Annotated in this window: 9 protein-coding genes; 4 read left to right on the top strand and 5 right to left on the bottom strand. The window is 56.1% G+C overall.

Going from position 1 to position 13995, the window contains the following annotated elements:
* Positions 1–245: 245 nt before the first annotated feature.
* Positions 246–1598: a glycerol-3-phosphate transporter gene (gene glpT, locus ACR42C_RS15655; protein WP_116338610.1), complete on the top strand. Its 1353-nt coding sequence runs from the start codon at positions 246–248 to the stop codon at positions 1596–1598.
* An 11-nt stretch (positions 1599–1609) separates the two neighbouring features.
* Entirely contained in the window at positions 1610–2662 is a 1053-nt protein-coding gene (gene glpQ, locus ACR42C_RS15650; protein ID WP_163330259.1) for a glycerophosphodiester phosphodiesterase, read from the top strand.
* A gap of 23 nt (positions 2663–2685) precedes the next feature.
* On the opposite strand, the gene yfaE is transcribed toward glpQ, so the two are convergent.
* The 4 genes from yfaE to ubiG form a co-directional block, all read right to left on the bottom strand.
* Entirely contained in the window at positions 2686–2940 is a 255-nt protein-coding gene (yfaE, locus tag ACR42C_RS15645) for a class I ribonucleotide reductase maintenance protein YfaE (protein ID WP_003859419.1), read from the bottom strand.
* Positions 2940–4070, bottom strand: a complete 1131-nt coding sequence (gene nrdB / locus ACR42C_RS15640; protein ID WP_045327964.1) for a class Ia ribonucleoside-diphosphate reductase subunit beta — start codon at positions 4068–4070, stop codon at positions 2940–2942. Before nrdB ends, yfaE begins: the two co-directional genes overlap by 1 nt.
* A 49-nt stretch (positions 4071–4119) precedes the next feature.
* The gene (gene nrdA / locus ACR42C_RS15635) at positions 4120–6405 is read right to left on the bottom strand and encodes a class 1a ribonucleoside-diphosphate reductase subunit alpha (protein ID WP_163330258.1); all 2286 of its coding nucleotides are present in this window, start codon (positions 6403–6405) and stop codon (positions 4120–4122) included.
* A gap of 347 nt (positions 6406–6752) precedes the next feature.
* Positions 6753–7481 (bottom strand): bifunctional 2-polyprenyl-6-hydroxyphenol methylase/3-demethylubiquinol 3-O-methyltransferase UbiG, encoded by a 729-nt coding sequence (gene ubiG, locus ACR42C_RS15630; RefSeq protein ID WP_116338616.1) that lies wholly within the window; start codon positions 7479–7481, stop codon positions 6753–6755.
* 146 nt (positions 7482–7627) lie between these two features.
* On the opposite strand from ubiG, the gene gyrA reads away from it, so the two are divergent.
* Entirely contained in the window at positions 7628–10264 is a 2637-nt protein-coding gene (gyrA, locus tag ACR42C_RS15625) for a DNA topoisomerase (ATP-hydrolyzing) subunit A (protein ID WP_116338618.1), read from the top strand.
* A 134-nt stretch (positions 10265–10398) separates the two neighbouring features.
* Complete coding sequence (gene rcsC, locus ACR42C_RS15620) at positions 10399–13245, top strand: two-component system sensor histidine kinase RcsC (protein ID WP_320720770.1); 2847 nt, start codon at positions 10399–10401, stop codon at positions 13243–13245.
* A gap of 90 nt (positions 13246–13335) precedes the next feature.
* Here the strand turns inward: rcsC and rcsB are convergent, their stop codons facing one another.
* Positions 13336–13986, bottom strand: coding sequence for a response regulator transcription factor RcsB (gene rcsB, locus ACR42C_RS15615; RefSeq protein ID WP_006176468.1), 651 nt, complete (start codon positions 13984–13986; stop codon positions 13336–13338).
* Positions 13987–13995 lie beyond the last annotated feature (9 nt).

The raw sequence follows: 13995 nt of genomic DNA, 5'->3' as shown, positions 1-13995 counted from the left end.
TTCCTCTATGTTCGTTTTTTAGCATTTAGCCACATAGATCGTGTGGTTTGTTTGATTTCGAACATAAACGCGCGAAATTCGAAACTGAAACGTGATTTCATGCGCTTTTTTGCGCATTCTGTCATATTTCTGTAACAATCTGTGCGTTGATTCACAGTAACAAACCGCATGTTTTTTTAACATCCCCGCCTCTGTAACCGGGCACGAGATGCCTGGTCATTTTTTGAAAGGCCACGGAGGCTGTTATGCTCAGTATCTTCAAACCTGCGCCACACCGGGCGCGTCTGCCAGAGGCAGAAATTGATCCGCTATACCGTCGTCTGCGTTGGCAAATTTTCCTGGGGATCTTCTTCGGGTACGCGGCGTACTACCTTGTACGTAAAAACTTTGCGCTCGCCATGCCGTATCTGGTGGAGCAGGGCTTTTCACGCGGCGATCTGGGATTCGCGCTGTCGGGGATCTCTATCGCCTACGGTTTTTCTAAATTCATCATGGGTTCCGTGTCGGATCGCTCGAATCCGCGCGTGTTCCTGCCCGCCGGTCTGATCCTGGCGGCAGCGGTCATGCTGTTCATGGGCTTTGTGCCGTGGGCGACGTCCAGCATTGCCATTATGTTTGTCCTGCTGTTCATCTGCGGCTGGTTCCAGGGGATGGGGTGGCCGCCGTGCGGGCGTACCATGGTCCACTGGTGGTCGCAGAAAGAGCGTGGCGGTATTGTATCGGTGTGGAACTGCGCGCATAACGTCGGGGGCGGGCTTCCACCTCTGCTGTTCCTGCTGGGGATGGCCTGGTTTAACGACTGGCACGCCGCGCTTTATATGCCTGCCTTTGGCGCCATTCTGGTGGCGATTATTGCCTTCGCCCTGATGCGCGATACGCCGCAGTCCTGCGGGCTGCCGCCGATTGAAGAGTACAAAAACGACTATCCGGACGATTACAGCGAGAAGCACGAAGAAGAGCTGACCGCAAAACAGATCTTCATGAAGTACGTGCTGCCGAACAAGCTGCTGTGGTACATCGCGGTAGCGAACGTGTTTGTTTACCTGCTGCGCTACGGCATTCTGGACTGGTCTCCGACCTACCTGAAAGAGGTGAAGCACTTCGCGCTGGATAAATCCTCCTGGGCCTACTTCCTGTATGAATATGCCGGGATCCCGGGCACGCTGATTTGCGGCTGGATGTCGGACAAAGTGTTTAAAGGCAACCGCGGCGCGACGGGCGTGTTCTTTATGACCCTCGTGACCATCGCCACCGTGGTGTACTGGCTTAACCCACCGGGTAATCCGGGCGTGGATATGGCCTGTATGATCGTTATCGGCTTCCTGATTTACGGCCCGGTGATGCTGATCGGCCTGCACGCGCTGGAGCTGGCGCCGAAAAAAGCGGCGGGCACGGCGGCAGGTTTTACCGGTCTGTTTGGTTATCTGGGTGGCTCGGTCGCGGCGAGCGCCATTGTGGGCTATACCGTTGACTTCTTCGGCTGGGACGGCGGCTTTATGGTGATGATCGGCGGTAGCGTGCTGGCGGTTCTGCTGCTGGTTATTGTGATGATCGGCGAGAAACGTCACCACGCGGAAGTGCTGGCGCGTCGTCAATAAGGAGCATTGCGATGAAATTAACTCAACTAGCAACCGGTCTGCTGCTGGCAGGCCTGATGACAGGCTCCGCGCTGGCGGCGGATAAAATCGTTATTGCTCACCGCGGTGCCAGCGGCTATCTGCCGGAGCATACGCTGCCGGCGAAAGCGATGGCCTATGCGCAGGGCGCGGATTACCTGGAGCAGGATCTGGTGATGACCAAGGACGACCAGCTGGTCGTCCTGCATGACCACTATCTTGACCGCGTGACGGACGTGGCGGAGCGTTTCCCGGACCGCGCCCGCAAGGATGGCCGTTTCTACGCCATCGATTTCACCCTGGCAGAGATCCGCTCCCTGAAGTTTACCGAAGGCTTCGAGATTGAAAACGGCAAGAAGGTGCAGGTCTACCCGGGACGTTTCCCGATGGGCAAATCCGACTTCCGAATCCATACCTTCCAGGAAGAGATTGAATTTGTTCAGGGGCTGAACCACTCCACCGGTAAAAATATCGGCATCTACCCGGAAATCAAAGCGCCGTGGTTCCATCATCAGGAAGGAAAAGACATTGCCGCGAAGACGCTGGAGGTGCTGAAACAGTACGGCTACACCAGCAAGAAGGACAAAGTTTACCTGCAATGTTTTGACGCCGCCGAGCTGAAGCGCATCAAAACCGAGCTGGAGCCGAAGATGGGGATGGATCTCAATCTGGTACAGCTGATTGCCTATACCGACTGGAACGAAACCCAGGAGAAGCAGCCGGACGGGAAGTGGGTGAACTACAGCTACGACTGGATGTTTAAGCCGGGCGCGATGAAGCAGATTGCCCAGTACGCCGACGGCATCGGGCCGGATTACCATATGCTGGTGGCGGAAGGCTCAACGCCGGGCCACGTGAAGCTGACGGCGATGGTGAAAGAGGCGCACGCCAGCAAGATGCAGGTGCATCCGTACACGGTGCGTGCAGACCAGCTGCCGCCGTACGCCACGGATGTGAATCAGCTCTATGATGTGTTGTATAAGCAGGCGGACGTGGACGGACTGTTTACGGATTTCCCGGATAAAGCGGTGACGTTCTTAAAATAGAAAAAGGGCCGTAAGGCCCTTTTTTACATCTCGATCTCAATATCGCCTTTTGCCCGGCAGCAGCAGGGCAAAATTTCTCCTTCACTGATAAAGGCCAGCGGCTCGGTCAGCCAGTCCACCTGGCCTGCGACCAGACGGCAGCGGCAGGAACCGCAATAGCCTTCACGACACTGGTACTCTACCTCCACCTGATGCGCTTCAAGCGCCACCAGCAGGGAAGGATGCTCTTCCTGGCACAGCACTTCGGTGCCAGAAAGGCTCAGCGTTACGCGGCTCATCAGAGCTGGAAATCACTCAGGTCGTCGGTGTTGACTTCAGAATCAATCTGACCGACCAGATAAGAGCTCACTTCCACTTCCTGCGGCGCGACCTGCACGTTATCGGACACCAGCCAGGTGTTGATCCACGGGATAGGGTTAGAGCGCGTCTGGAACGGCAGGTCGAGACCGACCGCCTGCATGCGGATGTTGGTGATGTACTCAACGTACTGGCACAGGATGTCTTTGTTCAGGCCAATCATGGAGCCGTCGCGGAACAGGTAGTCTGCCCACTCTTTCTCCTGCTGGGCCGCCAGCACGAACAGGTCATAGCACTCCTGCTTGCACTCTTCGGCGATTTCCGCCATCTCCGGGTCGTCCGTACCGCTGCGCAGCAGGTTCAGCATGTGCTGGGTGCCGGTCAGGTGCAGGGCTTCATCACGGGCAATGAGACGGATGATTTTGGCGTTGCCTTCCATCAGCTTGCGCTCGGCAAAGGCGAAGGAGCAGGCGAAGCTCACGTAGAAGCGGATCGCTTCCAGCGCGTTGACGCTCATCAGGCACAGGTACAGCTGCTTTTTCAGCGCGCGCAGGTTCACGGTAATGGTTTTACCGTTCACGCTGTGGGTGCCTTCACCCAGCAGATGCCAGTAGCTGGTCATCTCGATCAGTTCGTCGTAGTAGTGGGCAATGCCTTCCGCGCGCTTCTGGATCTGCTCGTTGGTGACGATATCGTCAAACACCACCGCCGGATCGTTCACGATGTTGCGGATGATGTGGGTGTAAGAGCGGGAGTGGATCGTCTCGGAAAACGCCCAGGTTTCCACCCAGGTTTCCAGCTCGGGAATGGAGATCAGCGGCAGCAACGCCACGTTCGGGCTACGACCCTGAATGGAGTCCAGCAGCGTCTGGTACTTCAGGTTGCTGATGAAGATATGCTTTTCGTGATCCGGCAGCGACTGGTAATCAATACGGTCGCGGGAAACGTCCACTTCTTCCGGGCGCCAGAAGAAGGAGAGTTGCTTTTCAATCAGCTTTTCGAAGATGTCATATTTTTGCTGATCGTAGCGTGCCACGTTGACCGGCTGGCCGAAGAACATCGGCTCTTTGAGCTGGTCGTTTTTCGTCTGTGAAAAGGTGGTATATGCCATGAGTGTGTCCTGTCTTACGAAATAAAGGCGGGGATATCCCCGCCCTTCATTAGATCTTACATGCGCCGCTTTCGCAGCCATCGTCCTGAATTGACGGTACCAGGTCATCCTGGGCGTCTTCTGCACCGTCACGGGTGTTGTGATAGTACAGGGTTTTCACGCCGAATTTATAGGCGGTCAACAGGTCTTTCAACAGCTGCTGCATCGGCACCTTACCGGACGGGAAGCGCGTCGGGTCATAGTTGGTGTTGGCAGAGATCGACTGGTCGATAAACTTCTGCATGATACCCACCAGCTGCAGGTAGCCGTCGTTGTTTGGCATCTCCCACAGCAGCTCGTAGTTGTTGCCCAGCGTTTCGTAATCCGGCACCACCTGACGCAGCACGCCGTCTTTCGACGCTTTAATGCTGACGTGGCCGCGCGGCGGCTCAATACCGTTGGTGGCGTTGGAGATCTGCGAAGAGGTCTCGGACGGCATCAGGGCAGAGAGCGTGGAGTTACGCAGGCCGTGCGTTTTGATGGATTCGCGCAGGCCTTCCCAGTCGAGGTGCAGCGGCTCGCTGACAATCGCATCCAGGTCTTTCTTGTAGGTGTCGATCGGCAGAATGCCTTTTGCGTAGGTGGTTTCGTTGAACCACGGGCACGCGCCTTGCTCTTTCGCCAGCTCGTTAGAGGCTTTCATCAGGTAGTACTGAATCGCTTCGAACGTCTGGTGCGTCAGGTTGTTGGCGCTGCCGTCGGAGTAACGCTTGCCGTTTTTCGCCAGCCAGTAGGCGAAGTTGATCACGCCGATACCCAGGGTACGACGACCCATCGCACCGCGTTTAGCGGCCGGGATTGGGTAATCCTGGTAGTCCAGCAGGGCATCCAGCGCGCGAACCGCCAGCACGGCCAGCTCTTCCAGCTCGTCCAGGCTGTTAATCGCGCCCAGGTTGAACGCGGACAGCGTACACAGGGCGATTTCGCCATTTTCGTCGTTCACGTCTTCCAGCGGTTTGGTCGGCAGGGCGATCTCCAGGCACAGGTTAGACTGGCGCACTGGCGCTACCACCGGATCAAACGGGCTGTGAGTGTTGCAGTGGTCAACGTTCTGGATGTAGATACGGCCGGTAGAGGCACGTTCCTGCATCATCAGGGAGAACAGGTCTACCGCCTTCAGGCGCTGTTTGCGGATGCTGTCGTCTTTTTCATATTTGGTGTACAGACGCTCGAACTCGTCCTGATCGGCGAAGAACGCATCGTACAGGCCCGGGACGTCGGACGGGCTGAACAGGGTGATGTCTTCGCCTTTCAGCAGGCGGGTGTACATCAGCTTGTTGATCTGCACGCCGTAGTCCATGTGACGCACGCGGTTGCCTTCCACGCCGCGGTTGTTTTTCAGTACCAGCAGGCTTTCCACTTCCAGATGCCACATTGGGTAGAACAGGGTTGCTGCTCCGCCGCGCACGCCGCCCTGAGAGCAGGATTTTACTGCCGTCTGGAAGTGCTTGTAGAACGGGATACAGCCGGTGTGGAACGCTTCACCGCCGCGAATCGGGCTGCCCAGCGCGCGGATGCGACCGGCGTTGATGCCGATACCGGCACGCTGGGAGACGTATTTCACGATGGCGCTGGAGGTGGCGTTGATGGAATCCAGGCTGTCACCACACTCGATCAGCACGCAGGAGCTGAACTGACGGGTAGGGGTGCGCACGCCAGACATGATTGGCGTTGGCAGAGAAATCTTGAACGTGGATACCGCATCGTAGAAACGCTTCACGTAGTCCAGACGGGTCTCACGCGGGTAGTTTGAGAACAGACAGGCGGCTACCAGAATATAGAGGAACTGGGCGCTTTCGTAGATCTCACCGGTCACACGGTTCTGAACCAGGTACTTGCCTTCGAGCTGCTTCACCGCCGCGTAGGAGAAGTTCATGTCGCGCCAGTGATCGATAAACCCGTTCATCTGCTCGAACTCTTCTTCCGTATAGTCTTCCAGCAGATGCGTGTCGTATTTGCCCAGCTCGACCATTTTCACCACGTGATCGTAAAGCTTCGGCGGCTCGAACTGGCCGTAAGCTTTTTTACGCAGGTGGAAAATCGCCAGACGTGCAGCGAGGTACTGATAATCCGGCGCTTCGCGGGAGATGAGGTCTGCCGCTGCTTTAATGATCGTTTCGTGGATATCAGACGTTTTAATGCCGTCGTAGAACTGAATGTGGGAACGCAGTTCAACCTGGGATATAGATACGTTGTTCAGTCCTTCTGCTGCCCAGTCGAGAACTCGATGGATTTTGTCCAGATTGATACGCTCGGTAGTACCGTCGCGCTTTGTCACCAGCAGACTCTGATTCATGTGGGTTTTACCTGTCCGTGAAATAAAAAATATCCCCCGCTTATCCACAGATCCGTCTTGTGACTAACTCTGTGGATAAATACTACATATAGGGGGTTTGCGATAAGAAAAACGCTATATGGTGAGTATTCTAGTATCGAATCTTTTCAGCACAAGGGTTGATTTTGACGTTAAATTGAGGTTGTGAAAGGGTAAAAAAGCGTAAGTCCTCGTACCGTAAGGCCTGGAAGACATGTCAATAATTAAGAAAAAAAATTCAAAATTTGATCGAGTGCTGATTTCTTCAACGGGAGGTCAGAATTGCGCAACATGATGTCGCGCAATCTTTATAAGAATAACGAATGACGTTAGTCGTTTTTGGCGGTTGTGTGCAACATATAGTTAACATCCACGCCCGGTGCGAGCTTGAATTTATCGGTCAGCGGATTGTAGTGCAGGCCGGTGATGTGCTGCTCTTTGAGCCACGTCTGGTCAACCCAGCTTAACAGCTCGGCCGGCTTGATGAATTTCTTCACGTCGTGCGTGCCTTTCGGCACCATGCGCAGCACATACTCCGCGCCGACAACGGCCATCAGCCAGGCTTTGCCGTTGCGGTTGATGGTCGAGAAAAAGACCTGGCCGCCCGGTTTCACCAGTTTTGCACAGGCGTTTACCACGGACTGCGGATCCGGAACGTGCTCCAGCATCTCCATGCAGGTCACCACATCGTACTGGTGGGCGTGCTTTGCCGCGTGCGCTTCCACAGTTTCCTGCACATATTCCACCTGTATACCGGACTCCAGCGCATGAAGACGGGCAACCTGCAGCGGCTCAAAGCCCATGTCCAGGCCGGTGACGGTGGCCCCTTCGCGCGCCATGCTCTCCGCCAGGATGCCGCCGCCGCAGCCGACGTCGAGCACTTTCTTACCGAACAGACCGCCGGAACGCTCCGCGATATAGCCCAGACGCAGCGGGTTAATGCGATGCAGCGGTTTGAACTCACCTTCGAGATCCCACCAGCGGGACGCCACCGCTTCAAATTTGGCAATCTCTTCGTGGTCAACGTTTTGTGCCACCGGGGATTTTTCGGCATTCATGGGCGCTTTTACTCCTTATTTAGCAAGACAAGGGAGTATATCAGGCAATCCCTGTGAATAAAGCGTATAGGTTTACCTGTATCACCGCGGCTGTGTTATAATTTGCGACCTTTGAATCCGGGATACAGTAGAGGGATAGCGGTTAGATGAGCGACCTTGCGAGAGAAATTACACCGGTTAACATCGAGGAAGAGCTGAAGAGCTCCTATCTGGACTATGCGATGTCGGTCATTGTTGGCCGTGCGCTGCCGGACGTCCGCGATGGCCTGAAGCCGGTACACCGTCGCGTACTATACGCCATGAACGTATTGGGCAATGACTGGAATAAAGCCTACAAAAAATCTGCCCGTGTCGTTGGTGACGTAATCGGTAAATACCATCCTCATGGTGATTCCGCGGTGTACGACACTATCGTCCGTATGGCGCAGCCATTCTCGCTGCGTTACATGCTGGTAGATGGTCAGGGTAACTTTGGTTCTATCGACGGCGACTCCGCCGCGGCAATGCGTTATACGGAAATCCGTCTGGCGAAGATTGCCCATGAGCTGATGGCCGACCTGGAAAAAGAGACGGTTGATTTCGTTGATAACTACGACGGCACGGAAAAAATTCCTGACGTTATGCCAACGAAGATCCCTAACCTGCTGGTGAACGGCTCGTCCGGTATCGCCGTCGGTATGGCAACCAACATTCCACCACACAACATCACGGAAGTGATCAACGGCTGCCTGGCCTATATCGACGATGAAGACATCAGCATTGAAGGGCTGATGGAACACATCCCGGGCCCGGACTTCCCGACGGCGGCGATCATTAACGGTCGTCGCGGCATTGAAGAAGCGTACCGCACCGGCCGCGGCAAGATTTACATCCGTGCCCGCGCTGAAGTGGAAGCGGACGCGAAAACCGGCCGTGAAACCATCATTGTTCACGAGATCCCGTATCAGGTGAACAAAGCGCGTCTGATTGAAAAAATCGCCGAGCTGGTAAAAGAGAAACGCGTTGAAGGCATCAGCGCGCTGCGTGACGAGTCTGACAAAGACGGTATGCGCATCGTGATTGAAATCAAGCGCGACGCGGTGGGTGAGGTTGTGCTGAATAACCTCTACTCCCAGACTCAGCTTCAGGTCTCCTTCGGTATCAACATGGTTGCGCTGCACCATGGTCAGCCGAAGATCATGAACCTGAAAGAGATCCTGAGCGCGTTCGTGCGTCACCGCCGTGAAGTGGTGACCCGTCGTACCATCTTCGAGCTGCGCAAAGCGCGCGACCGTGCACACATCCTTGAAGCGCTGGCGGTTGCGCTGGCCAACATCGACCCGATCATCGAACTGATCCGTCGTGCGCCAACCCCGGCTGAAGCGAAAGCGTCGCTGGTTGCGCGTCCGTGGGATTTGGGTAACGTGGCGGCGATGCTGGAACGTGCGGGCGATGACGCCGCGCGTCCTGAGTGGCTGGAGCCTGAATTCGGCGTGCGTGACGGTCAGTACTACCTGACTGAACAGCAGGCCCAGGCGATTCTGGATCTGCGCCTGCAGAAGCTGACCGGCCTTGAGCACGAAAAACTGCTCGACGAGTACAAAGAGCTGCTGGAGCAAATTGCTGAGCTGCTGCACATCCTGGGTAGCGCCGAGCGCCTGATGGAAGTGATCCGCGAAGAGCTGGAGCTGGTCCGCGATCAGTTCGGCGACGAGCGCCGCACCGAAATCACCGCGAACAGCTCTGATATCAACATTGAAGATCTGATCAACCGCGAAGACGTGGTGGTCACCCTGTCTCACCAGGGCTATGTGAAGTACCAGCCGCTGACCGACTACGAAGCACAGCGTCGTGGCGGTAAGGGCAAATCTGCGGCACGTATTAAAGAAGAAGACTTTATTGACCGCCTGCTGGTGGCCAACACCCACGACACGATCCTCTGTTTCTCCAGCCGCGGCCGTCTGTACTGGATGAAGGTCTATCAGCTGCCGGAAGCGAGCCGTGGTGCGCGTGGCCGTCCAATCGTCAACCTGCTGCCGCTGGAAGCGAACGAACGTATCACCGCTATTCTGCCGGTACGCGAGTACGAAGAGGGCGTGAACGTCTTTATGGCGACCGCCAGCGGTACCGTGAAGAAAACCGCGCTGACCGAATTCAGCCGTCCACGTTCTGCCGGTATTATTGCGGTGAACCTGAACGAAGGCGACGAGCTGATCGGTGTGGATCTGACCTCCGGTTCTGATGAAGTGATGCTGTTCTCTGCGGCCGGTAAAGTGGTGCGCTTCAAAGAGAATGCCGTGCGTGCAATGGGTCGTACGGCGACTGGTGTACGCGGTATCAAACTGGCGGGTGAAGATTCCGTTGTTTCCCTGATCGTTCCACGTGGCGAAGGCGCAATCCTGACCGTCACCCAGAACGGTTACGGTAAACGTACGGCGGAAAGCGAATATCCGACCAAGTCACGCGGCACGCAGGGCGTTATTTCCATCAAGGTCACCGAACGCAACGGGTCCGTTGTAGGCGCGGTGCAGGTGGACGATGCCGACCAGATCATGATGATCACCGATGCCGGTACGCTGGTGCGTACCCGCGTGTCCGAGATCAGCGTGGTGGGCCGTAACACCCAGGGCGTTATCCTCATCCGTACGGCGGAAGATGAAAACGTGGTGGGTCTGCAGCGCGTTGCTGAGCCGGTGGACGACGAAGAGCTCGACTCTATCGACGGCAGCGTCGCGGAAGGTGATGACGAAATCGCACCGGAAGCGGAGACCGACGATGACGCAGCGGATGACGCTGACGAGTAACGTCTCATGACGCATAAAGGGCCGGATTCCGGCCCTTTTCTTTTGCAGTTGCAGATACGTGAACGTTGCGACAAGCCGCGTTTACCGCTACCTTAACCACATTCTTTTGACCCCGACGGCGGAGCCTCGCCCCTTTGAAATACCTCGTCTCCTTTCGTACCACGCTGAAAGTTTCTCGCTATCTGTTCCGGGCGCTGGCGCTCCTGCTTTGGCTGCTGGTGGTCTTGCTGTCGGTGTTTTACATCGTCAATGCGCTGCACCAGAAAGAAGCGGAGATTCGCCAGGAGTTTAATTTAAGCTCCGATCAGGCCCAGCGCTACATTCAGCGAACATCGGACGTGATGAAGGAGCTGAAGTATATTGCCGAAAATCGGCTGACGGCGGAAAACGGTATCCTTGCCCTTCGCGGGCGCAATGACAAAACCGAAGTGCCGGACTTCCAGCCGCTGTTCCCGGACTCCGATTGCTCCACCATGAGCAATACCTGGCGCGGGTCGCTGGAATCCCTCGCCTGGTTTATGCGCTACTGGCGCGATAACTTTTCCGCCGCCTACGATCTCAACCGCGTATTCCTGATTGGCAGCGAAAATCTCTGCATGGCTGACTTTGGCCTGCGCGATGTGCCCGTCGAGCGCGATGATGCGCTGAAAAGCCTGCACGAGCGTATTGTCAAATATCGCAATGCCCCGCAGGACGAGCGCGGGAATAACATCTTCTGGATTAGCCAGGGGCCGCGTATGGGCGTGGGCTATTTCTACGCGCTGACGCCGGTTTATCTGGGCAATCGCCTGCAGGCGCTGCTGGGGATTGAGCAGACCATTCGCATGGAAAACTTCTTCACGCCGGGCAGCCTGCCGATGGGCGTGACTATTCTGGATGAAAATGGGCATCAGCTGATCTCACTCGCCGGGCCGGATAAGAGTTTGAACGTCGATCCGCACTGGATGCAGGAACGCTCATGGTTTGGCTACACCTCCGGCTTCCGCGAGCTGGTGCTGAAAAAAAGCCTGCCGCCATCGTCGCTGAGCATTGTCTACTCGCTGCCGGTGGATATGGTGCTCGAGCGGATACGTATTCTTATTATGAATGCGATTCTGCTGAACCTGCTGGTGGGGGGCGCGCTGTTCACGCTGGCGCGCATGTATGAGCGTAGAATCTTTATTCCCGCCGAAAGTGACGCACAGCGTCTGGAGGAGCACGAGCAGTTCAACCGCAAAATTGTCGCTTCCGCGCCGGTGGGGATCTGCATTCTGCGTACCCAGGACGGGACCAACATCCTGAGTAACGAGCTGGCGCACAACTACCTGAATATGCTGACGCACGAGGACCGGCAAAGGCTGACGCAGATCATCTGCGGGCAGCAGGTGAACTTTGTCGACGTGCTCACCAGCACCCACACCAACCTGCAGATAAGCTTTGTCCATTCCCGCTATCGCAATGAAAACGTAGCGATTTGCGTGCTGGTGGATGTCTCCGCGCGCGTGAAGATGGAAGAGTCGCTGCAGGAGATGGCGCAGGCCGCGGAGCAGGCCAGCCAGTCGAAATCCATGTTCCTGGCTACCGTAAGCCACGAGCTGCGTACGCCGCTGTACGGGATTATCGGTAACCTCGATCTGCTGCAGACGAAAGAGTTGCCGAAAGGCGTCGATCGGCTGGTAACGGCGATGAACAACTCCTCCAGCCTGCTGCTGAAGATCATCAGCGATATTCTCGACTTCTCTAAAATTGAGTCTGAGCAGCTGAAAATCGAGCCGCGCGAGTTTTCGCCGCGTGAGGTTATGAACCACATCAGCGCCAACTATCTGCCACTGGTGGTGCGTAAACAGCTGGGGCTCTACTGCTTTATCGAACCGGATGTGCCGCTGACGCTGCACGGCGATCCGATGCGTCTGCAGCAGGTCATCTCTAACCTGCTCAGCAACGCCATCAAATTCACCGATATCGGCTGCATAGTGCTACACGTTTGCAGGGCAGGGGATTACCTGAGCATCCGCGTGCGCGACACGGGGGTGGGTATTCCGGCCAAGGAGGTGGTACGTCTGTTCGACCCGTTCTTCCAGGTCGGCACCGGCGTGCAGCGTAACTTCCAGGGCACCGGTCTGGGGCTGGCGATTTGCGAGAAGCTCGTCAGCATGATGGACGGTGACATTTCTGTGGATACTGAGCCCGGCATGGGCAGTCAGTTCACCATCCGCATTCCGCTCTATTCGGCGCAGTATCCGGCAAAAGCCGCAGTTGACGGGCTGAGCGACAAGCGCTGCTGGCTGGCGGTCAATAATGCCTCGCTGAATGACTATCTGACGGCGCTGCTCACCCATAGCGGCGTGAGGGTCTGCCGCTATGAAGGCCAGATGCCGGACGTGGATGATGTGCTCATCACCGACGAGGTGCCTGAACAGCCGTGGCAGGGGAGAGGAACGGTGCTCTTCTGCCGCCGCCACATTGGCATACCGGTTGAACGGGCGCCGGGGGAATGGGTTCACAGCGTCGCAACGCCGCATGAGCTGTTGAGCCTGCTGGCCCGTATCTACAAAGTCGAGCTGGAAGAGAACGACGGTGCAGGCGCGCTGCCGTCACCGGAAGGTCTGGCGTCAGTGAATGACGATATGATGATTCTGGTGGTGGATGACCATCCGATTAACCGTCGCCTGCTGGCTGACCAGCTTGGATCGCTGGGCTACCAGTGCAAAACCGCCAATGACGGCGTGGATGCGCTGAATGTGCTGAGTAAAAATCATATTGATATCGTGCTGAGCGACGTCAACATGCCTAACATGGACGGCTACCGGCTGACGCAGCGCATCCGACAGCTTGGCCTGACGCTGCCGGTGGTGGGCGTAACGGCGAACGCGCTGGCGGAAGAGAAGCAGCGCTGTCTGGAGTCCGGCATGGACAGCTGCCTGTCGAAACCGGTCACGCTGGACGTGCTTAAGCAGACGTTGTCGATTTACGCGGATCGCGTGAGAAAAACCAGAATATAAAAAAGGCCCGCAAGGGCCTTTTACGTTTTTCACCCTCTCCCTGTGGGAGAGGGCTGGGGTGAGGGCATCAGGCCGCACACCCGTCAGGGATCAATCCTTATCCGATGCGCTCAGCGTAACGGAGGAGAGATAGTTCAGCAGGGCAATATCGTTGTCCACGCCCAGCTTCATCATTGCGGATTTCTTCTGGCTACTAATGGTTTTAATGCTGCGGTTCAGCTTCTTGGCAATCTCGGTCACCAAGAAACCTTCAGCGAACAGGCGCAGAACCTCACTCTCTTTCGGCGACAGGCGTTTGTCACCGTAGCCACCCGCGCTGATTTTTTCCAGCAGACGAGAGACGCTCTCAGGCGTGAACTTCTTGCCTTTCTGCAGCGCAGCGAGCGCTTTTGGCAGATCGGTCGGAGCGCCTTGTTTCAGCACAATTCCTTCGATGTCCAGATCCAGCACGGCGCTCAGGATCGCCGGGTTGTTGTTCATGGTCAGAACAATGATCGAGATGTCCGGGAAGTGACGTTTAATATATTTGATGAGCGTGATCCCATCTCCGTATTTGTCCCCAGGCATGGAGAGATCGGTAATGAGCACGTGTGCATCAAGCTTTGGGAGGTTATTGATCAGTGCTGTAGAGTCTTCAAATTCACCGACTACATTCACCCACTCGATCTGTTCAAGTGATTTGCGAATACCGAACAGTACAATCGGATGGTCATCGGCAATAATTACGTTCATATTGTTCATGTATAAGGC

It is taken from the genome of Enterobacter sp. MG-EB028 (genome assembly GCF_056673305.1).
Note: the sequence above shows the minus strand (reverse complement) of the source record. Positions and strands in the feature narration are given on the sequence as shown.